This window comes from Megasphaera sp. UPII 135-E (assembly GCF_000221545.1).
Lineage (GTDB): Bacteria > Bacillota > Negativicutes > Veillonellales > Megasphaeraceae > Megasphaera > Megasphaera hutchinsoni.
Window position 1 is genome coordinate 30,264 of the sequence record NZ_AFUG01000032.1, and the last position, 20,752, is coordinate 51,015.

Consider the following 20,752-nt stretch of genomic DNA (forward strand, 5'->3'; position numbering starts at 1 on the left):
CAACACATGGAATTATTAGCACCAGCAGGAAATATGGATAAGTTAAAGGCAGCATTTTTATATGGTGCTGATGCCGTCTATTTAGGGGGAAAATCATTTGGGTTACGTGCATTTAGTGATAATTTTTCTCCTGAGGAAATGAAAGAGGCAATTTTTTATGCCCATAAACTTGGGAAAAAAGTGTACGTAACCGTTAATATTTTCCCTAAACATGAGGATTTACCTGCATTGCCCTCATATTTAAAACAACTATATGAATTTCACGCAGATGCAGTTTTGGTGGCTGATCCAGGAATTTTTGGTATAGTTAGAGAAGTTGTTCCTAATTTACCTGTACATATTTCCACACAAGCGAATACAACTAATTGGGCGGCTGTTAAGTTTTGGCATGATCAAGGGGCTTCACGCGTCGTAATGGCGCGAGAAGTGAGTTTACATGATATTCATGAAATCCATGATCGTGTGCCCGTTGAACTTGAAGGATTTGTACATGGGGCTATGTGTATTTCGTATTCAGGTAGGTGCTTATTAAGTAATTACTTTACACAAAATAGGGATTCTAATAGAGGGCAATGTGTTCAATGCTGTCGATTCAAATACAATATTGTTGAAGAAACGAGACCCGGTGAGTATTTCCCTGTCGTGGAAGATGAACGAGGAACCTATATTTTTAATTCTAAAGATCTATGTATGTTACCGTACATCCCTGATATGTATGAAGCAGGACTTACAAGTTTAAAAATTGAAGGACGCATGAAAAGTGTACATTATGTGGCTACAGTAGTAAAAGTGTACCGAGAAGCGATGGATGCTTATGAAAAAGATCCATCACATTTTACGATAAAACCTGAATGGGTAGAAGAATTAGAAAAGATATCACATCGGCCATATACAAGAGGTTTTGCCGTTTCACGTCCAACCGAAGCCGATCAGGTATATAGCCATTCCTCGAATACACAAACACATGAATTTATAGGCGTGGTAAAGTCATATGATGAAGTGCAGCAAATTATTTGGATAGAGCAACGTAATCACTTCAAAGTAGGGCAAGAAGTTGAATTTTTACAACCTCATGAAAATATTGTACGCATAGAGATCAAAACACTTGTTAATGAAGAGGGGCTACCTATTGATGCAGCACGTCATCCAAAAGAATGCGTAGGGATACCAAGTCCTATACGTATAGAACCGCACTCTTTATTACGCCGTAAAGTAGGGAAAACAAATGCTTGACTCACAGTGGGTATATTTTCAAATTGAGCCATCTCAAATGACCATGTTTATTCGCTTACTCGAGGGTTTAGATCATGTGGGTGTAGTGACAACACTAGATGGAAAACAGGGGATTGGTTATGTTCGTACAACTGCTGATACCAAATCCATAGTGTGTCGCTTTTTGAGCGATTTTCCTTTTTCGGTTACATTACTTTCGTTTGAAGAAATGCAGGCATTTGTATAAAAAAAGATACATCAATTAATGATGCTTGGCAGTGTATTGTCGCATCTCCTTTTACAAAAATCTTCATGATAATATTGTTCCAGGGAAAGTGAATTCAATGAAATTATTTATTGCAGAAAAGCCAAGCGTGGGACGAGAATTAGCTAAAAATTTATCAGGCCCAATAAAATCACATAATGGGTATATTTATTGCGGTAAAGATGTGGTTACCTGGGCATATGGACATATTTTACAGCAGGCAGAACCCCATGCATATCAAGCTAGATATAAATATTGGCGACGAGAAGATCTTCCTATTATTCCACAAACATGGAAACTATTAATTTCACCGACAGCGAAAAAACAATTTGCGATAATTAAACAATTGATACACCAAGCAGATAGTATTGTCCACGCGGGTGACCCTGATCGGGAAGGGCAGTTGCTAATTGATGAAATATTAGAATTTGTAGAGAATAAAAAACCAGTACAACGAATTTTATTGAATGCGTTGGATAAAGATAGCATTCAGTATGCATTAGCACATGTGCAAGATAATGCTAATTTTACACCTTTGCGTGATTCTGCTTTAGCACGAAGTCGTGCTGATTGGCTTATTGGCATGAATTTATCTAGGGCCTATACGTTGGCAGCACAAGAAAAAAAGCATAAGCGAGTGGTATTTCCTATTGGTAGAGTTAAAACGCCAACATTGGCATTAGTGGTAAGGAGGCAACAAGAGTTAGATCATTTTATACCACTAGCATATTATGGTATTAAAATAGCTGTTATACATCAAAATGGAATGATTCATGCTGTTTGGAAACCGAATGAATTGCAATCAGGTCTAGATGAACAAGGTCGTTGTTTAAAGAAAGATGAAGTTACAGTTGTTTTAAAAAAGATACAAGAAAACCCTATTGGCACGATTCTTTCGTATTCAACAAAAAAAAGAAGGAAATGCCTCCATTTCCCTTATCATTATCAGATTTACAGATATTAGCAGGTAAGCGATATGGGTATGAGCCTCAACAAGTGTTAGAAGCGGCCCAGGCGTTATATGAAAAGAAAGTAACTACCTATCCTCGTTCTGATTGTAATTATTTACCTTTAAATCAATGGAAAGATCGCACGGTTATTTTACAGAACTTACAACGTATTTCGGCAGGAGAATTGTCTATATGGAGTCAGAATGCTGATTTAACGGTACGTAGTTTAGCATGGAATGATAAAAAAATTACGGCACATCATGCTATTATTCCAACTAAAATGCCCTGCTCTTTTTCTACCCTTACTTCTATACAACAGCATATATATTATTTAATCGCACAAGCATATATAGCTCAATTTTATAAACCTTATGAGTATGATAGCACCCAATTGCAATTAACCATGGCGGCAGAAATTTTTATTGCTCATGGTAAGGCGGTTCGTGAATGGGGATGGAAAGCGTTATATCAACAGTATGCTAATACTAATTCGGATGAAAAAGTACATCTTTTGCCTTCTACATGCGTTGGCGATAAGGTGACCTATGAATCGGGAACAGTCGAGAAAAAAATGACGAAACCGCCATCTCGTTTTACGGCGGCTTCGTTGGTAGGTGCTATGAAAGAAATATATAAATATGTAAAAGATGAAAGGTTAAAAAAATTTTAAAAGAAGTACAAGGTATAGGGACGGAAGCAACACGTGCTATCATTATAAAAGAATTGATTGATCGTAAGTTTCTTAAGGAAGAAGGTCGTAAAAAATATTTAATTCCTACTGATATTGCCTATGAATTAATAGAAGCATTGCCTGATGCATTGCGCTATCCTGATGCAACGGCTATTTGGGAGAATCGCTTGCAAAATATGAGTCAAGGTAAAGAAAATTTGCAGTCTTTTCTTGTCGATCAAATTGAATTTTTGCAACAATTATTATTGCATGTAGGAATTACGTCTAATCCGCCGCATAATTGTCCTCGGTGTTCTCGCCCCTTACGGTTACGTAAAGGCCCTTATGGTAATTTTTATGGTTGTAGTGGGTATCCTACTTGTACGTATACAGAAAAGTTGGCCTCTAAATAGTAGATATAATGATATAGATTATACAGTATGGTGTGTATCTTAAAAAATAGGTGTATTTATGAAAATAAACGAGATACGTGTTCTATATAAAGCTCAAAAATATCATGATATTATAGGTTTTTATGAAAAAGAATCCGAGCAAACTACATGGACTCCTCAAGATTATTATTTTTATGCATATAGTTTACGTAAAGTAAAACAATATCATAAAGGACATATTATCTCAAGGGCAGGCATTATTCGGTATCCCCAATATCATATTTTATATAATGTCTATTGCTGGTGTTTATATTATACCTATATCTTTCCGTTTCAATCACAGCAACAGGATAAAACGGTATTTTTGCGAGCTGCTGCATCTATTTTTTCGTATTGTAAACAAAATATATATACCCCGTATGAACGAACGGTACGTAAAATTTTACAAGCATTTCAAGGCGATTCTTCTTTTTCATATAAGCAACGAGATTATTATTTATCCTTGTTAAATCCAGATAAACTAGCAGCGGAAGAAAAAAAAGTACATGCCGATGGAACGGTCACGTTTTATGAATCTCCCCGCGAATGGTGGTATGTACAAAAGACGAAATATTTATTAAAATTAAAACAATATGATACATGCATTCAGTTTTGTCAAGAAGCACTGCGGCGCATATCTCCTTGTCATAACGATAATGAAATTTGGTTTTCCTATCGTATGTCTATGTGTGAAATGCATAATCATAACACACAACGAGCAGCCGCTATTTTGAAAGGACTTAGTGTATATCATCGACATTGGATTTTATATCGAGGACTTATGCTTGTTAATATAAAAAAACAGCAATGGAATCAGGCTATTACAGAAGGTAGCCGGGCTATGCTTATGCCCGGTGAAAGAGCACAAAAAATTCACGTATTGATAGAAATAGCAGATATATTACGACAGCATGTGATGGATTTAAAAGCCGCATATTGGCATGAAACAGCGGCATTACGTTTACAGAAACAATATCATTGGCATATTCCCATAGAGTTACAACAACGCGTAGAACTTTCCTCTTTTCCTGCATTAACACTAGAACAAGTGTGGCCTCTATTAGATGCATTTTGGTTGCAGGCGGCACATTTAGGAGAAACGGTTTATGAAGGTAGTATTTCACGCATACTACCGGGGAAAATAGGGGGATTTGTACGATTATATGATGGACAAGAGTTTTTCTTTGGCAAAGAAGAATTTTTGCATACATCTTTATCTTTAGGTTTGCCTGTTCGTTTTTATCTTGTTTCTTTTACGAATAATCAAACTCCACTACGTGCAATTGATATTCGACAAAGCTAATGATATAGATATGCTTTATATATGAAGAAAGGTGTGTTATATATGATATTATCTGGAAGGGAAATTATAAAACATTTGGGAAAAGAAATTCACATTGAACCATTTTTACCAGAACGGATAAATCCGAATAGTTATAATTTATCATTATTTAATGAATTATTAGTATATGAAAATCGACAATTAGATATGGCAACCCCGAATAGTACACGAAAAATAATTATTCCCGAAGAAGGATATGTATTACAACCGAATATACTATATCTAGGTAGAACAAATGAATACACGAAGACAGATGGATATATTCCGATGTTAGAAGGTCGATCTTCTGTAGGACGGTTAGGGGTATTTATTCATGTTACCGCTGGTTTTGGCGATGTTGGCTTTGCTGGTTTTTGGACATTAGAAATTTTTTGTGTTCAACCTATTCGCATTTACCCGAATGTAGAAATTTGTCAAATTTATTATCATGATATTGATGGTGAATATGATGGATATACGAGTGGAAAATATCAACATAACGAAGGAATTCAACCGAGCATGCTATGGAAAGATTTTCAGCATAAAAAATAATATGAATATACATGATGCAGTGCGTAAACGCTATGAATATGATATACTATGTAAGGAGTTGATAATTAATATTAAAATGATGAGAGGGATGGCGTATGAATTTAACACCTTTGTTACAGGAATATTTTAAAGTTACCGTAAAAAAAATTATATTATCGATGCAAGTTTGGGTACATTTGCTTTAACGTATGAAAATGATAGCTATTATGTAGATGGAAGAGTATTAACCCAAGATGAAATTAAACCGGTTGAGGCTTTGCTAAAACAAATTGTATCGCTAGCAGATATGGTCTTACCAGATTTATCTTATCAGGTGATTTCTATTCATATTCAGCGTGGAGCTCGTTTAGGCGAAAGTAAAATAAAAATGAATGATGGATTACAATTGTATACACAAACGCGATGTGAATTTATTTATGATCCACAACGGCAATTATTTGAAAATATTTGGGAAAAAGAAAGTCGTGAATTAAAAGATGAATTGGAAGATACGGAGTTAAAAAAGCCACATATATTTATTAAGGTAGATGAAAAAAAAGAAGTTTTATTGGCGGATGTTATTAAGGATATTTTTAAGTCCGATGTGGCAGAATATCTTTTGCAGCGTCACTATTGGCTGGATCCGGAAGAAGTGTAATGGCTTTATTGTTTTTTTAGGAAAAACATAATATATAAAAAACTGCCCCAAAAAGTTATAACTAAAAAATAAGTTTCTGAGGCAGTTTTTAATATCCAATATAGTATAAAAATTAAAATAAAAGTTATAATAGCATTGAAAATACAGCATAAATGAAGAGTATCTCTAAGATAAGAAGGAGAGTACCCCAATACTAAATTAAGTGCATAAACAAACACTAGTATTGGGGTATTCGTTATGTAGATTGCGTAATAAAGCGTTGCCTTTGTTATTATTTTTGAGATGTAAGAAGTTTTTCTTTTAAGTGCAAATATGCTTGCGAATAATATGGAGTCAATTGAGATTCTCGTAAGTCAAAGCCGAAAGAACGCCGACTAACAGATAAAATAGGTGGACTTTGAATACGCTTTGCCACACCTAACCCCGAAAATCGCTTCCACCAATATTCTAAATCCGTAATAAAAGCAGCTGCATTAGGAAATATAGAATGAATACTAATGGGACAACCTAAATACTCCTCTAATGTTCCCTTTGCGTAGTGATTTAAAATAGTTTCTGGGGTAGCACGATTCCATTTTTCGATAAAAGCTGCAAATAAATAATCATGGTAAGGATAACATAAAGGGTCCCCTTGCCCTTTAGTAATATCTTGTTGTGCCGATAATTCTGCACTAGGTACAAGATCAATAATCTCTTGGGGAATGACCTCTTTCTTATACACCTTATCATTGAGATAATATGCTAAATCATATACTTGATGTTTCCATAAATCTGCTGTGGCAGCTAAAAAGCCCGCACTATCACCGTATAAAGTTGCATAACCAACGGTGCATTCGGCCTTATTGGCATTGCAAGTAAAAACTCCGCCAAAAGCTGCCGCTATTCCAGCTAATACACGGGATGATCGATCACGTGCTTGGATATTTTCTAATACCGCATCGGTTAGTTGCAACTTTGCCGCAGCTGCTCGTGGTTGATTATTTTGAATATCCTGAATTTGCCTACATGTTAATTCTACACTATCTTGAATAGGCACTATCGCATAAGGGCATTGTAAATTGTCAGCTAATTGTTGGGAAAGGTTTTTGGTTAAATCTGAATTATATTGACTTGGCATATTTACGAGCAATATATTTTCTGGTTTCAAAACACGAGCATATAAAGCTGCATTTACAGCTGAATCAATACCACCAGATATACCGATAACTACTTTTTCTATTCCCATGGTAGTTAAGAAAGTATGAATACCGTAGTGTAATGCTTCATAGATAGAAGTAATTTCGCTTGTGTTGTTTTTTTGTATATATCCCGAGGGAGGAATAAATTGATGATTCACTTCATCATATTGTAAAATAGCTAGTTCATCTGAAAACGTCTTACAAGTATAAACCGGTGTTCCATCTTGATTATAAGCACTAGAAGAGCCATCAAAGGTATAAACATTTTTACCATTATTTTGGATTCCCGTAACATTTACATATACGGCAGGAGCATGAAGCATATTCAACTTTTCATGAAAGAGTTCATGCCTTTTTTTTGTTTTGCCAATGGTAAAAGGAGAATTGGAAATATTAACAAATAAATCTATGGGGGCTTCTTGTTGTAGATTCAGCATTGGTTTTACCTGATAAGCATCATCCCAACTATCTTCACAAATAAGCGGACCAACCCGTAATGGATGAGGCGAGGACGTATTTAACTTAATTGGAGATAATAAGTCGTAAATTGTACAGTTTTCCTCTTGGGCCACTTGAATGAGCGAAGTAAAATGCCGTGGATCCGAAAATTCACGATAATCTGGTAATAATGTTTTAATATAGAAAGGATAAGGCGAGCGGGAGGGGCCTATGAACGATTGATTATGTGCAATAAACATAGCATTATATTTGCGTAAGCGATTATCATGTTGTTTTTTGTTTTTATCTATAGCAACATTACCAAAAATAATAATAATTCCATTTGCAGCTTTGCGAATTTCTTCACCACAAGCTATCGATTCATTAATAAAATCCGTTTGTTCCCATAAATCACCTATAAAATATCCTGGAATTGCTAACTCGGGGAAAATAATTATATCACAATTTTCCTCTTTTGCATGTTGGATATATTGTTGCATTATAGTTAAATTATAGCGAGGATTGCCAGCGTGAATATGAAGTTGGGCCAAACCAATTGTTAACATACATAAACCTCCCTGTAAAACGTATTTATGTATATCCTAACATAAAATAATAGGGAATAACAGTAGATGAAGATAGAATAGCTAGTTTAAGAATAAATAAAATAATGTCATTAACCCAATGATATCGTAACAGGATAAATTCCATATTTTTATCTAAAAGACTTCCATGAAAAAACGAAAAAGAAAAGATTTTCATATTTTATAATATCAAAATGTGTTATACTGATATATATACATTATATTTTTCAGAGTGATACTAGGTTTATTCACTCATGATGGTAGTAAGATATGCCACTTAATATGAGGAGTTATATGAACGAACGATATCGTGTTTATTCGACGTATCTAAAAGAAACATACGGCGAAAAAGTATATAAATTACCTATCAGTATTCCAGATACATGTCCAAATCGCGACGGGACTTTAGGCAGAAATGGTTGTGTGTTTTGTGGATCTATTGGTGCTGGTTATGAAAATTTACCGGCCTCTTTTTCCGTAGCAGAACAAATTAAAGCTAATATTGCTCATATTGCCCCTAAATATAAAGCACATAAATTTATTGCTTATTTTCAAAATTTTACTAATACTTATTTACCTATTACGGCATTTCATTCATTTTTAGTAGAAGCGTGTCTTCCTAATATTGTGGGATTAGCTATTGCTACACGTCCTGATTGCATTACTCGTGAATACTTAGATGTTTTAAAAAAAATTCAACAAACCTATCAAGTTGATATTTTACTCGAATTCGGTTTACAAACCGCTAATTATAAAACGTTGGTTAAAATTAATCGTGGACATACGTTGGCTGAATATATTGATGCTTTGTGTATGGTTCGTGATTATGGGTTTCGTGTTTGTACTCATGTAATATTAGATTTACCTTGGGATACCATGGAAGATACAATTGAAACCGCAAAAATTATTTCGGCATTACCGAATCATGAAATAAAATTACATGCGTTATACTTAATCAAGGGAACGTTAATGACAAGATGGTATAAAGAAGGTCGTATAAAATTATGGCCTTGTGAAGAATATGTCCAAAGAGTCGTTTCTTTTTTAGAATATACGAGACCAGATATAGTTTTTCAACGCTTAATAGGAAGAGCACCAAAAGAAGCAACGGAAATGGCAAATTGGGGTATGGGCTGGTGGAAAATCAGAGATATGATTGAGGCAGAGCTAAAAAAAAGGATACATGGCAAGGCAAATTATGTACGTATTTAAATGGTAAAGGGGTACACAAATTCACACAGCATAAAGGAGAGTAAAAAAGGCATGCACGAAATCACTATACATTGTCAAAATATCGAAGAATTACGCACTCTTTTAGGTCATGGTGATGTCTATTTGCATTTTTTACAAAAAGAATTTCCTTCTTGTCATTTTTCTATTAGAGGTACAAATCTTTGCGCACAAGGAGATGTAAAGGAAACCGATATTGTCATTCAAACGAGTACGTTATTACGTTTTTTACAGCAAGAACGAGTATATATAACAGAACAGCATGTTCGCTATATTGTACAACAATTGCATGCAGGAAATGGTCAAAAATTAAAAGAATTATATGAAGATACAATCAATACTTCTGCTCGTGGACGATTGATAAAGGCAAAAACGTTTGGGCAAAAAGCATATATTGATTCCATTCGTAAGCATATTGTCACATTTGGAATTGGTCCTGCCGGTACAGGAAAAACCTATATGGCGGTAGCATTGGCAGCATATTATCTAAGAAATCAAGAAGTAGAACGTATTATACTAACTCGACCTGCTGTCGAAGCAGGGGAAAAATTAGGTTTTTTACCTGGCGATTTACAAGATAAAATTGATCCGTATTTGCGTCCGTTATACGATGCCTTAGCGGATATGTTTGGTGGGGATAAATTCCAAAAATTAGCGGCTAAAAATATTATTGAAGTAGCACCATTGGCCTATATGCGTGGGCGAACATTAGAACATTCATTTATTATTTTAGATGAAGCACAAAATACAACGAAAGAACAAATGAAAATGTTTTTAACTCGATTAGGCAATCATTCTCGTATGGTTGTCAATGGTGATGTTTCACAAATTGATTTGCCCGATCATCGTCAATCAGGATTAGTAGAGGCAGTAAAGATACTATCCTCTGTCAAAGGGATAGGCATAGTTCATCTTACTGCTGCTGATGTCGTTCGACATACTATGGTATCACGTATTATACGAGCATATGAAGCATATCATGAACCCAAATAGGAGGAATAATTTTTATGCAAATTACTATTACATATGAAAAAACAAATTTACAAAATAATGCTTATGACGAAATTATTGAGCGTGTATGTCAAGAAGCGGCGTTAGTATATGGTTTAGGTCCACAAGCAGAAATTAGCATTTTGCTTTGTCAAAATGAATATATACACACGTTAAATAAACAATATAGAAATATAGATAGACCTACAGACGTCTTATCTTTTGCTTTAAACGAAGGGGAAGATGACGGATATGATGGTCCTGACACAGCGTTATTAGGTGATATTATAATTTCATTGGATAAAGTACGAGAACAGGCTACTGAATTTGGTCATTCTTTTGAACGAGAATTAGCATATTTAACAATTCATGGTATGTTACATATTTTAGGATATGATCACATGGAACCAAAAGATAAAGAAGAAATGAGAAAAGAAGAAGAATTTATTCTTTGCCGATTAGGATATGTCCGTGAAGGAGAAACGTTATAAATGTAGAAATAATATATAATCATCAAGCACGATGATATATTATTTCTCATTGCTATAAAGGAGAGTTTATGGAAACGAAGAAATTTCTATCTGGATTTATTGCTGTCATTGGTCGTCCAAACGTAGGAAAGTCAACTTTAATTAATCATATTATTAAAGAAAAGGTGACCATTGTTTCAGACAAAGCCCAAACTACACGTAATAGAATTTTATGTATTCATACAGATGAAAATAGTCAGATGATTTTTTTAGATACACCAGGCATTCATAAACCTAAACATAAATTAGGAGAATTTATGGATGATGCAGCGTATCAATCCTTAAAAGATATAGAAGCTGTATTATTTTTAGTTGCAGGTACTGACAAAAAAGGTCCAGGCGATATGTTTATTTCCGAAAAATTAAAAAATTGTACTGTGCCTGTTTTTTTATTAATTAATAAAATTGATTTGTTAACGAAAGAACAAGTATTACAAGCTATTATGTCATATCGTGAATTATATCCTTTTGCTCAAATTATTCCAATTTCTGCTAAACGAGGCGAAAATGTAGATGTTGTTTTAGATGAACTAAAACAAATCTTACCGGAAGGACCAAAATATTTTCCCGATGATATGATTACAGATCAACCAGAACGACTTTTAGTTGCCGAAATTGTTCGTGAAAAATTACTATTAGTTATGAATGAAGAAATTCCTCATGCTATTGCAGTATACGTAGAAGAAATGAAAACACGATCAAAAAATAAAGTATATATTCGAACAAACATATATGTAGAACGAAATTCCCAAAAACGAATTGTAATTGGTAAAAATGGTTCAGTTTTAAAAGAAGTTGGTGCATTAGCGAGACAGGATATTGAAACGCTTTTAGGTTCTTCCGTATACTTGGATATTTGGGTGAAAATAAAAGCTGATTGGCGTAATAAGGTCGCGGCATTACGAGAATTAGGATATACCAAAGAATAGAGGTATTAACATGGAAATTCAAGGGATTATACAGGGCTGGATTATTTATCTTCTTTTCTTGGTGGGAAGTGCTATTTGTGTGGCGGGAAAATTTTCCTTTGTTCAATTACGCTCTGAATATATTAATGAACGTATTGAAGAAGGGGAGGTACACGCCCGTAAATTATTACCTTTTTATCAAGCTCCTGAATATTTTTTAGGGGCCGCTCAATTAGGCGTGATCATCAGTCTTTCCCTTTGTGGAATAGCTATTTTTTATGTGTTAAAAAATAGCTATGGATTATTTTTTAATTATATACTCTCCAAGGAATTAGTTATTTTACTGATTACTATATTCGGTATCCTTATTACAATCGTAACATGGATCTTGGGTGCATTTATTCCTAAATCTATCGCTTTGTATAATTCTTTTACTGTATTATTAAAAATTGGAACAATGATTTTTATTTGGCAACGTATATGTACTCCTTTATTAGCAATAGGTATATATATAAGTAAACGTATAGTACACTTATTTCATCAAACGTTAACCAATGAATTTGATATCTCACATACCGAAGATGAATTACGTATGCTTGTCACTGCCAGTCATAAAGAAGGAAAAATTGATACGGTAGAAAGTGAATTGATTGATAATGTATTTGATTTTGTTGATCGCATGGCAAAAGAAATTATGGTACCTCGTCAAGATATTGTTTGCCTATATACTCAGGATACAATGGCAGATTATCTGGATACAATTCGTTCTTTTCGTCATACACGCTATCCTTTATGTGAAGGGGATAAAGATCATGTGTTAGGATTAGTTCATATTAAAGATTTTATGGAAGTATACATACAAAAAAAGCGTAATTTGCGAACTATAAAACATCCGATTTTAATAATTCCTGAAATTATGTCCGTATCCTCGTTGTTGCAATTAATGCGTTCTAAACGTACATATTTAGCTATGGTAGTGGATGAATACGGAAGCACGGTAGGATTAATTGGTTTAGAAGATATTTTAGAAGAACTTGTAGGGACTATTCAAAATGAACATAGTATAGAAAAAGAAGAAATACAATCCTTTGCTAATGGAACATATGAATTAGCCGGCACGGTATTAGTAAAAGATGTGGAAGAATTATTACACCTATCCATGTTAGAAGAAGTTGATGCAGATACTATTGGCGGATATGTTTTTTATATGTTAGGTCATACACCAGCATTAGAAGATAGTGTCATCATTGGGACCTATAAATTTACTGTAAAAGAATTGCGGCGTTTCCGTATTGCCCGATTATATGTAGAGCCGTATAAAGATACGAAAGACAAAGAATAAAATGAACATGATGAAACGATATAAAACACCTATAAATCGTACTTATCATGGTGTTGTATTAAAAATTAAAAAAAGTGATTTATATCAGCATATTACTGTATATACAAAAGAAGAAGGTTTATTACATATAGTACATAGGCGAGGGAAAAAAATATTAGGAAATCATACCATTTTACCATTAGGTTCGCTTATTTTTAATATACTAAAAGAAGAGCAAATACTTTTTTTAAGCGAATTTGAATGTACTAATACAAAAGCAACATTAAACCTTTCGTTGGATTATTTTATCTATTCTCAAATCTTTATAGAAATGATATTATCATTAATCCCACCAGGTGTAACAGATCATCAAATTTATCAGTTATTATGTACTTATACGCAAACCCTCTTAAAAAAAGACCCACGAATTGTCACGATTATTGCAGGTTGGCAATTAATAGGATATGCCGGATATTATCCAGATGTAAATTATATGCAAATAGGCATTCTAGGAAAGAAAAAAAATCGCATTTTATATTATTTAGGCGATAATTTACCAATTAACGTTTTACCGCACAAACTCATGCCATCTGTTCGTACCTTATGGAAAACACTTTTACAATATAATTGGAATACGACAGCAGTATTACAAATAAATAAAACCGATATAGTGATATTAGAAAATCTTTTATATAGTTATATTGAACAATGTAGTGAAAAGGAATTAAAAAGCATTAATGCTCGGTATGAGCTAGGTGAGTAAAATAGAAGTATTTATATATAATTATTTCCGATAACGTTAAATTATAGGAAGTTATAAAAACAGAGGTCTGTAGAGGCGCTTATTTCCTATGTTTTCGTCTTAACTGTTCGCATTCTTGTTAATATATTAACAAGAATGCGAACAGTTTCTTTTTTTACTTTTATTTGTCATCGATTTCCTCTTTTTTTACTATCTGTACAAGTTTACCTTGTCCTTGCAACCAAATATCAATGCCATTTCCGTATACAGTTGCTTGTACGGTATAAACTCCATTTTGATAAGATATTACTTCTGCTGTTGGCAATCTATCTAATATCGCATCAATATCATATCCAGCATAAGTAAATACAATACATTGTAGTTTGCCCCCATACATAAAAGGACTTCTACGCCGAAAAATGCCTTCTTCAAAGCGTTGACTATAAGAAATTACAAATCGTTTAGAGCTAATGTTTAATGATTGAATGCGATCAATCCGATAAACAATAGGTGATGAATAGTTCCAATTGGTGTTTCTTTTTAAATTATGTTCGTCATCTTGAACGATTGCAATTAAATAAAAATAATATTCTGAAAATAAAATGGCGAGTGGTTTTAAATTACGTGTGACCACACTTTGTCGATATTTATTATTATAAACAATAGTAATGTATCGATTATATTGTATTGCTTTGCCTATTCGCCATAACATAGATAATATATTTTTTTTATGCTTAGGTTCAATATAATGATATAATTCATTCTTAATTAAATGATTTATCATTTTTTTATCATCTGCATTAACACAACCATTAAGGAACTTATTCAATAAATTGGATATTTCTTCTTTAATAAATGCTTTGCTTCCTAAAAGCACTTTACATAGTGCCAAAATTTCTTCTGATGTGAAACAAGATTCTGATTCAACTTCTAATTGAAATGAGCATTTTTTGCGGTTATAACGCAGTCCCATATAGTGCCCATGTTCTTTTTGGTGCTTACAAAATGCAATAATATCATGTAAATCGCGTTGAATACTGCGTTCGGTTACTCCATAATGGCTAGCTTCTTTTTCTTTTTGTAATGCTTCCCCGCGTAATAAACGAGTATATAAATCTAATAAACGTTCTTTTTTACTATCTTTATCAATCTCCGTCAATCTATACACCACCTTTAACATATTACATTCTTATTATCTAAAGAATACGCATATTTATCTTTTAAGGCAACAACGGATAGATAAAAAAATACATTTTTGCAAAAAAAAGCGTTCTATTTTATTATTCCAGGTAACGGCTGCAATGTATTTTTATGCATGACATTTCTGTAAATACAAAAGAGTATTAACTAAATATTTATTTTTTTACAAAAAAAAGATTATTTAATCTACATAGTCACAATTTGACCTACTTAATTTATCTTTGAAGATGTTATCATAATTAAGAAAGTAGCAATTTATTTTTCATCATATATTTAAAAATTTTGCCGATTCTTCTGCTAGTAACTGTTCTCTTATTGTATTTAATTTTTTACTACGTTGCACCCACATTTCTTCAGGATTAACTAATCGCAAATATTCTGGCCATAAGGTATGGATTTCTTTTTCAGCATAATGAATAACTTCTTCTAAACTAGGTGTTTCATATACTAATTTTCCCTGTTGAAAAATAGGTATGAGCATTTTCCTTACTTCGTATGTTCCTCCATGAATCATACGGAATCGCCAAGGGGCACGATCACGTATTAATTCATAATCTTGCATAGGGTCAATAATTTCCTCTTCTAAAGAAATAATATCTGCCTTCATTTTACTGCTTTTTTTATCATAAATTCGATAGACATTTTTAATTCCTGGATTCGATATTTTTTCTACGTTATCACTCATTTTGATTTTAGGAACAAATGTTTTTCCTTCGTATTGTCCGACTAGTTTAAATACCCCGCCTAATGAAGGACCATCCTTAGCTGTAATTAAATGAGTCCCAATCCCCCATGAATTAATAACGCTGCCTTGAATTTTTAATTCTGAAATAAGGTTTTCATCTAAATCATTTGAAGCTGCAATAATAGCATCTGCAAAGCCTGCATCTGCTAATCGTTTATGTGCTTCTTTAGAAAGATATGCTAAATCACCACTATCCAAACGAATACCATATGTTTTAGGTAGTCGATTTGCTGCACGCATTTCCTGAAAAATTTCAATTGCATGTGGAACACCTTGACGCAATGTATTATATGTATCTACTAATAAAATTAAATTATTAGGATATTGCCGTGCATAAGCCCGAAATGCTTCTAGTTCAGAAGGAAAACTCATAACCCAACTATGTGCCATAGTGCCTAAAATAGGAATATGAAACATAGCACCTGCCAAAACATTACTCGTACCGTTAAAACCGCCAATCATAGCTGCTCTTGCTCCATATACGCCCGCTGATTTTCCCTGAGCACGGCGTAGACCAAATTCCATTAATGTATCTTTTCCCGCAACACTGCGTATACGTCGTGCTTTTGTAGCAATTAGGCTTTCGTGATTTAAAATCATTGAAATACAGGTTTCTAATAACATAGCTTCACTTTTTTTGGCATGAATACGAAGTAGTACTTCTTGAGGAAAAGCGATAGTACCTTCTGGCATAGAATAGATATCACCAGTAAAAGTAAACTGTTTTAAATACGTTAAAAATGATTCTTGAAATAAACCCGTACTACGTAAATATGAAAGATCATCTTCATTAAAATGTAATTTTTTTACAAAGTCAATTACATGGTTAAGTCCAGCGATAACCGTATATCCATTTTGAAAAGGATTTTTTCGATAAAATCGATCAAAAATACATATTTGTTCATGCTTACCTTCTAAAAATAATCCTTGCATCATGGTTAGTTGGTATAAATCGGTGACTAATGCGTTTGTATACAAGATGCTCGCCTCCAAATAAATGTTTAATTTAATTATACCATATTTTAATATAGATAGTGTTCTTTTATTATGCTACATATTGATAATGATATATATAATTCATGTTTACAAATTTAATATGCTCTAAACAATATTTACCGGTCCATTATTTGTACGTATATAGTTATGATAAAATTTTCTCATTAAATATAATGTTGTAACAAAAATCATTTATAAATACAAAAAAATATATGTTATAATATATTTGATTATACAAAGAAAGGACTCATATATGAAATATCGACTTATGTTATTTATTACAGCCATTGTTTGGGGTGGTGGCTTTGTAGCCCAACGATTAGGAGCAGAAAGCATTGGTCCTTTTACCTTTAATGCATTTCGTTTTCTTATCGGAACTTGTGTATTACTTCCCTTCATCTTGTGGACAAACCAAAATAAGAAACAGCTCGATAAACTACCACAAAAACTTTCCCTATATAAAGCATCTATCATCCTAAGTATAATTTTGTTTTGTGGTGCTGCGTTACAACAAATTGGTCTTTCTTATACGTCCGCTGGTAAAGCTGGATTTATTACTTCTTTATATATTATTACTGTGCCGATTTTAGGATTATGTGTAAAACATCCTTTACGCATTTCTCATCTTATAGGCTGTCCCATTGCCGTTATAGATCTATATTTATTAGCTTTTCATGGTGGCAGTTCTACATCAATTAATTATGGTGATCTGCTACAATTAATAGGTGTATTTTTTTGGTCAATCCATATTTTGTTAGTAGGATATTTTGTTCGCTATTTTTCAGGTCTTCATTTAGCAATAGGACAATTTTTATGTTGTAGTTTAATTAATATGGTAGCAATTTGGTTTCATGGAGAAATAATAACCCTGCCCACCTTAATCGCAGCTGCTCCCGCCCTTTTTTATTCTGGTGTATTAGCAAGTGGCGTTGGCTTTACTTTACAAATGTTAGGACAAAAAGGAGTATCTCCTACGGAAGCTTCGCTTATTTGTAGTCTTGAAATGATCTTTGGTGCTATGGGTGGAGTATTGTATCTCGGTGAATGGATGAGTCTCCTAGAATGGTTCGGATGTATCCTTATGACAATAGGAATTTTTTCTGCTCAAATTCCTAGCCGTTCGATAATCCAATGGAAATAAAATAAAAACGCAACATATCGTATTGGATATGTTGCGTTTCTTTTATAAAATAAATAGACGAAATAACAATTCAGGTATATGATATCTTTGTATGTTTTATGTTTGTTCAACTAATATTGAGGTGAAAATAATGACGTTTTATGAAAAAGCTATGCAAATTCGCACTAAAAATAAAGGAATTTTGGAAATCGTTCCTCGTGTGAATATACACAATCATGATGATTTAAGCGTATTATATACTCCAGGTGTAGCTGAACCATGCAGAAAAATTGCGGTTAATCCCGATGCTTCGTTTGAGCTTACGGGACGCGGTTCAACAATTGCCGTTATTTCTGATGGTACACGTGTTTTAGGACTTGGAGATATTGGTGCAGAAGCAGCTATGCCTGTTATGGAAGGAAAGGCTTTATTATTTAAACTATTTGGTGGAATTAATGCGGTTCCCCTTTGTTTAAATACTAAAGATCCAGAAGAATTTATTAGAACCGTAAAACTATTAGAACCTTCTTTTGCCGGGATTAATTTAGAAGATATATCTTCTCCAAAATGCTATGAAATTGAGCAACGATTGAAAGCAGAAATGACTATTCCCGTTTTTCATGATGATCAACATGGTACAGCCATTGTTGCTTTAGCAGGTGTATTGGGTGCTTGTCGTTATACAAAGCGAACGATCCAAGAAGCTCATATTGTAGTAAATGGAGCTGGGGCTGCCGGTGCCTCTATTACGAAATTATTGTTATTAGAAGGAGCAACCAATATTACCTTAGTAGATAAAGATGGTATTTTATATGAAAATATGCCTGGATTACATGCTATGCAAAAAGTATTAGCCCAAAAGACCAATCCCATAAATCGTCACGGTTCGTTAGAAGACGCTCTTGTAGGTGCAGATATTTTGATTGGGGCTTCTGCTCCAGGTGTTTTTACCCCAAAACGAATACATTTAATGAATCGTCATGCAATTGTCTTTGCCTTAGCCAATCCCATCCCGGAAATTACTTATGCAGAAGGTAAAAAAGCAGGTGCGACGATTGTAGGTACGGGGCGTTCAGATGCACCAAATCAAATTAATAACCTCATGGCTTTTCCAGGTATTTTCAGAGGTGCTTTAGCTGTGCGTGCTACGCAAATTAATGAAGAAATGAAACTTGCTGCGGCACATGCTATTGCATCATTAATTTCAGATAATACATTACGTAGTGATTATATTATTCCAGACTCTTTTGATCTGCGTGTGGCACCTGCCGTTGCAGCTGCAGTAGCCAAAAAGGCTATTGAAACTACTGTAGCTCGTCAAACTAAAGATCCCCATGATATTTATCAAGAAGCAGCTCAAGAAATAGCCAATTTAAAAAAACAATTACGTCAACGATTTGTTCTTTAATATAAAATTATAAAAAAGACAACGTTTTCCCCTAACGTTGTCTTTTTTTTATTTATACCACTTGAAAAACATAAAATTTTAAATAGTTCGTTTCTGGTACACTCCATAAAATAGGGTGGTCTGGTGATTGTTGACGTGCTTCTATTTGGCGTAAATGCACATGTGCATCTTTAGCTGCATCTTTTAACATGCGACAAAATAATTCTTCTTTCATGAAATGCGAACAAGAACAAGTAGCCAAGTATCCTCCACGTGGTAGTAACCGCATGGCTTTCATGTTAATTTCTTTATAACCACGAATTGCATGAGCAACGGTTTTTCCTGACTTAGTAAATGCTGGTGGATCTAAAATAATAAAATCATAATCATGATTTTTTGTTTCTACTAATTCAGATAACAATTCAAATACATTTGCTTGTTTTGGAAAAACGATGTGTGATAACTGATTTTGTTGAATGTTTTTCATTGTCATCGCAATGGCTTCCGCAGAAGCATCAATAGCGTCAACACGTGCTGCTCCACCCTTCCCCATATTTAAAGCAAAGGCCCCGGTATGGGTGAAACAGTCTAATACATGTTTTCCTTTTGCTAATTTTGCAACACAGCGACGATTATATTTTTGATCTAAAAAAAATCCAGTTTTTTGACCATTTTCAATATCTACTTCATATAAAATGTCATTTTCTTTAATGGAAATAAATGTACTATCAGGAGTATCTATATAATCTGCTTTATACCATCCTTTATACATAGGTAGTCCATCTAATTCCCGTACTTTAACATCATTTCTTTCATAAATTCCACGGATGTGAATGCCCTTTGTTTGCAATACTTCTATTATAGCTTTAAAAATAATATCCTTTATTTTATCCATACCATAACATAAGGATTGACAAACCAATATATCCGTATATAAATCAACTGTCAAGCCAGGCATTTGATCGGCATCACCAAAAATCAAGCGACAAGAAGAAAAATCTTCCCCCATAACAGTTTCACGATAAGCAATTGCATAGGTTACTCGGCGCTTCCAAAAGGCTTCATCAAAGATATCATTCGCATTACTTGAAATTAAACGTACACGAATTTTAGAAATATCATTAACAAAGCCCGTTCCTATATATTTCCCTTTTTCAGAATATACATGAACTAAATCTCCCGTTTGATAGGAACCGTCTACCTTAACTATTTCTGCCCCATAAACCCAAGGATGTCCTTGTTTTGCCGCTAATTCACCTTTTCGATTTACTTGTAATCTTGTAAAATTTTTCATATATCTCCTTTGTATTCTACGGTTTCAATGACTTTTTCACAAACGCTATCC

17 protein-coding genes and 2 pseudogenes are annotated in these 20,752 nt (G+C 33.6%); 15 read left to right on the forward strand and 4 right to left on the reverse strand.

The features are described 5' to 3' along the window. The first annotated feature begins 6 nt into the window (after positions 1 to 6). From HMPREF1040_RS04510 to HMPREF1040_RS04535, 7 genes and pseudogenes are all read left to right on the forward strand, one after another. Positions 7 to 1,233 carry a U32 family peptidase gene (locus tag HMPREF1040_RS04510; RefSeq protein WP_036257630.1) on the forward strand — a complete coding sequence of 409 codons (1,227 nt, stop codon included), beginning with the start codon at positions 7 to 9 and terminating at the stop codon, positions 1,231 to 1,233. After that, positions 1,226 to 1,459, forward strand: a complete 234-nt coding sequence (locus tag HMPREF1040_RS04515) for a DUF4911 domain-containing protein (protein WP_007392731.1) — start codon at positions 1,226 to 1,228, stop codon at positions 1,457 to 1,459. Before HMPREF1040_RS04510 ends, HMPREF1040_RS04515 begins: the two co-directional genes overlap by 8 nt. A 97-nt stretch (positions 1,460 to 1,556) precedes the next feature. After that, positions 1,557 to 3,097: pseudogene (locus tag HMPREF1040_RS04520) on the forward strand (DNA topoisomerase). A gap of 53 nt (positions 3,098 to 3,150) precedes the next feature. After that, a complete protein-coding gene (locus tag HMPREF1040_RS08320) occupies positions 3,151 to 3,510 on the forward strand; it encodes a topoisomerase DNA-binding C4 zinc finger domain-containing protein (RefSeq protein ID WP_007392788.1) in 360 nt (119 codons plus the stop codon). A 58-nt stretch (positions 3,511 to 3,568) separates the two neighbouring features. Continuing rightward, on the forward strand, positions 3,569 to 4,831 hold the full coding sequence (locus HMPREF1040_RS04525; protein WP_007392727.1) for a hypothetical protein: 1,263 nt from the start codon (positions 3,569 to 3,571) through the stop codon (positions 4,829 to 4,831). A gap of 42 nt (positions 4,832 to 4,873) precedes the next feature. Beyond that, a complete protein-coding gene (gene dcd, locus HMPREF1040_RS04530) occupies positions 4,874 to 5,401 on the forward strand; it encodes a dCTP deaminase (RefSeq protein ID WP_007392806.1) in 528 nt (175 codons plus the stop codon). Between the two features lie 166 nt (positions 5,402 to 5,567). After that, positions 5,568 to 6,038: a hypothetical protein gene (locus HMPREF1040_RS04535; RefSeq protein WP_141557798.1), complete on the forward strand. Its 471-nt coding sequence runs from the start codon at positions 5,568 to 5,570 to the stop codon at positions 6,036 to 6,038. 271 nt (positions 6,039 to 6,309) lie between these two features. Here HMPREF1040_RS04535 and nadE read toward each other — a convergent pair whose 3' ends face one another. Continuing rightward, positions 6,310 to 8,220, reverse strand: a complete 1,911-nt coding sequence (nadE, locus tag HMPREF1040_RS04540; protein ID WP_007392772.1) for an NAD(+) synthase — start codon at positions 8,218 to 8,220, stop codon at positions 6,310 to 6,312. A 312-nt stretch (positions 8,221 to 8,532) separates the two neighbouring features. Here nadE and HMPREF1040_RS04545 point away from each other — a divergent pair. From HMPREF1040_RS04545 to HMPREF1040_RS04570, 6 genes and pseudogenes are all read left to right on the forward strand, one after another. Continuing rightward, positions 8,533 to 9,494: pseudogene (locus HMPREF1040_RS04545) on the forward strand (TIGR01212 family radical SAM protein). 7 nt (positions 9,495 to 9,501) lie between these two features. Further along, the gene (locus HMPREF1040_RS04550) at positions 9,502 to 10,461 is read left to right on the forward strand and encodes a PhoH family protein (protein WP_007392748.1); all 960 of its coding nucleotides are present in this window, start codon (positions 9,502 to 9,504) and stop codon (positions 10,459 to 10,461) included. A gap of 14 nt (positions 10,462 to 10,475) precedes the next feature. Then, complete coding sequence (gene ybeY, locus HMPREF1040_RS04555; RefSeq protein ID WP_007392780.1) at positions 10,476 to 10,949, forward strand: rRNA maturation RNase YbeY; 474 nt, start codon at positions 10,476 to 10,478, stop codon at positions 10,947 to 10,949. A gap of 68 nt (positions 10,950 to 11,017) precedes the next feature. Then, entirely contained in the window at positions 11,018 to 11,917 is a 900-nt protein-coding gene (gene era / locus HMPREF1040_RS04560) for a GTPase Era (RefSeq protein ID WP_007392767.1), read from the forward strand. Between the two features lie 10 nt (positions 11,918 to 11,927). Then, positions 11,928 to 13,238 carry a hemolysin family protein gene (locus tag HMPREF1040_RS04565; protein WP_007392797.1) on the forward strand — a complete coding sequence of 437 codons (1,311 nt, stop codon included), beginning with the start codon at positions 11,928 to 11,930 and terminating at the stop codon, positions 13,236 to 13,238. Positions 13,239 to 13,245: 7 nt separating this feature from the next. Continuing rightward, the gene (locus HMPREF1040_RS04570) at positions 13,246 to 13,980 is read left to right on the forward strand and encodes a DNA repair protein RecO (RefSeq protein WP_007392716.1); all 735 of its coding nucleotides are present in this window, start codon (positions 13,246 to 13,248) and stop codon (positions 13,978 to 13,980) included. Between the two features lie 160 nt (positions 13,981 to 14,140). Here HMPREF1040_RS04570 and HMPREF1040_RS04575 read toward each other — a convergent pair whose 3' ends face one another. After that, positions 14,141 to 15,118 carry a YafY family protein gene (locus tag HMPREF1040_RS04575; protein ID WP_007392732.1) on the reverse strand — a complete coding sequence of 326 codons (978 nt, stop codon included), beginning with the start codon at positions 15,116 to 15,118 and terminating at the stop codon, positions 14,141 to 14,143. 306 nt (positions 15,119 to 15,424) lie between these two features. Next, entirely contained in the window at positions 15,425 to 16,882 is a 1,458-nt protein-coding gene (locus HMPREF1040_RS04580; protein ID WP_007392740.1) for a nicotinate phosphoribosyltransferase, read from the reverse strand. 271 nt (positions 16,883 to 17,153) lie between these two features. On the opposite strand from HMPREF1040_RS04580, the gene HMPREF1040_RS04585 reads away from it, so the two are divergent. Together HMPREF1040_RS04585 and HMPREF1040_RS04590 are read left to right on the forward strand one after the other, a co-directional pair. Then, on the forward strand, positions 17,154 to 18,041 hold the full coding sequence (locus tag HMPREF1040_RS04585; RefSeq protein WP_007392794.1) for a DMT family transporter: 888 nt from the start codon (positions 17,154 to 17,156) through the stop codon (positions 18,039 to 18,041). Between the two features lie 127 nt (positions 18,042 to 18,168). Further along, on the forward strand, positions 18,169 to 19,428 hold the full coding sequence (locus tag HMPREF1040_RS04590; RefSeq protein ID WP_303659940.1) for an NADP-dependent malic enzyme: 1,260 nt from the start codon (positions 18,169 to 18,171) through the stop codon (positions 19,426 to 19,428). 52 nt (positions 19,429 to 19,480) lie between these two features. Here HMPREF1040_RS04590 and HMPREF1040_RS04595 read toward each other — a convergent pair whose 3' ends face one another. Next, the gene (locus tag HMPREF1040_RS04595; protein WP_007392741.1) at positions 19,481 to 20,701 is read right to left on the reverse strand and encodes a class I SAM-dependent rRNA methyltransferase; all 1,221 of its coding nucleotides are present in this window, start codon (positions 20,699 to 20,701) and stop codon (positions 19,481 to 19,483) included. Positions 20,702 to 20,752 lie beyond the last annotated feature (51 nt).

Excerpts from the sequence above, each read along its gene's own strand:
- HMPREF1040_RS04515 (WP_007392731.1), top strand. The coding sequence starts at position 1,226 with ATGCTTGACTCACAGTGGGTATATTTTCAAATTGAGCCATCTCAAATG.
- HMPREF1040_RS04595 (WP_007392741.1), bottom strand. The coding sequence starts at position 20,701 with ATGAAAAATTTTACAAGATTACAAGTAAATCGAAAAGGTGAATTAGCG.
- nadE (WP_007392772.1), bottom strand. The coding sequence starts at position 8,220 with ATGTTAACAATTGGTTTGGCCCAACTTCATATTCACGCTGGCAATCCT.
- HMPREF1040_RS04565 (WP_007392797.1), top strand. The coding sequence starts at position 11,928 with ATGGAAATTCAAGGGATTATACAGGGCTGGATTATTTATCTTCTTTTC.
- era (WP_007392767.1), top strand. The coding sequence starts at position 11,018 with ATGGAAACGAAGAAATTTCTATCTGGATTTATTGCTGTCATTGGTCGT.
- HMPREF1040_RS04550 (WP_007392748.1), top strand. The coding sequence starts at position 9,502 with ATGCACGAAATCACTATACATTGTCAAAATATCGAAGAATTACGCACT.
- HMPREF1040_RS04525 (WP_007392727.1), top strand. The coding sequence starts at position 3,569 with ATGAAAATAAACGAGATACGTGTTCTATATAAAGCTCAAAAATATCAT.
- dcd (WP_007392806.1), top strand. The coding sequence starts at position 4,874 with ATGATATTATCTGGAAGGGAAATTATAAAACATTTGGGAAAAGAAATT.
- HMPREF1040_RS04570 (WP_007392716.1), top strand. The coding sequence starts at position 13,246 with ATGATGAAACGATATAAAACACCTATAAATCGTACTTATCATGGTGTT.
- HMPREF1040_RS04585 (WP_007392794.1), top strand. The coding sequence starts at position 17,154 with ATGAAATATCGACTTATGTTATTTATTACAGCCATTGTTTGGGGTGGT.
- ybeY (WP_007392780.1), top strand. The coding sequence starts at position 10,476 with ATGCAAATTACTATTACATATGAAAAAACAAATTTACAAAATAATGCT.
- HMPREF1040_RS04510 (WP_036257630.1), top strand. The coding sequence starts at position 7 with ATGGAATTATTAGCACCAGCAGGAAATATGGATAAGTTAAAGGCAGCA.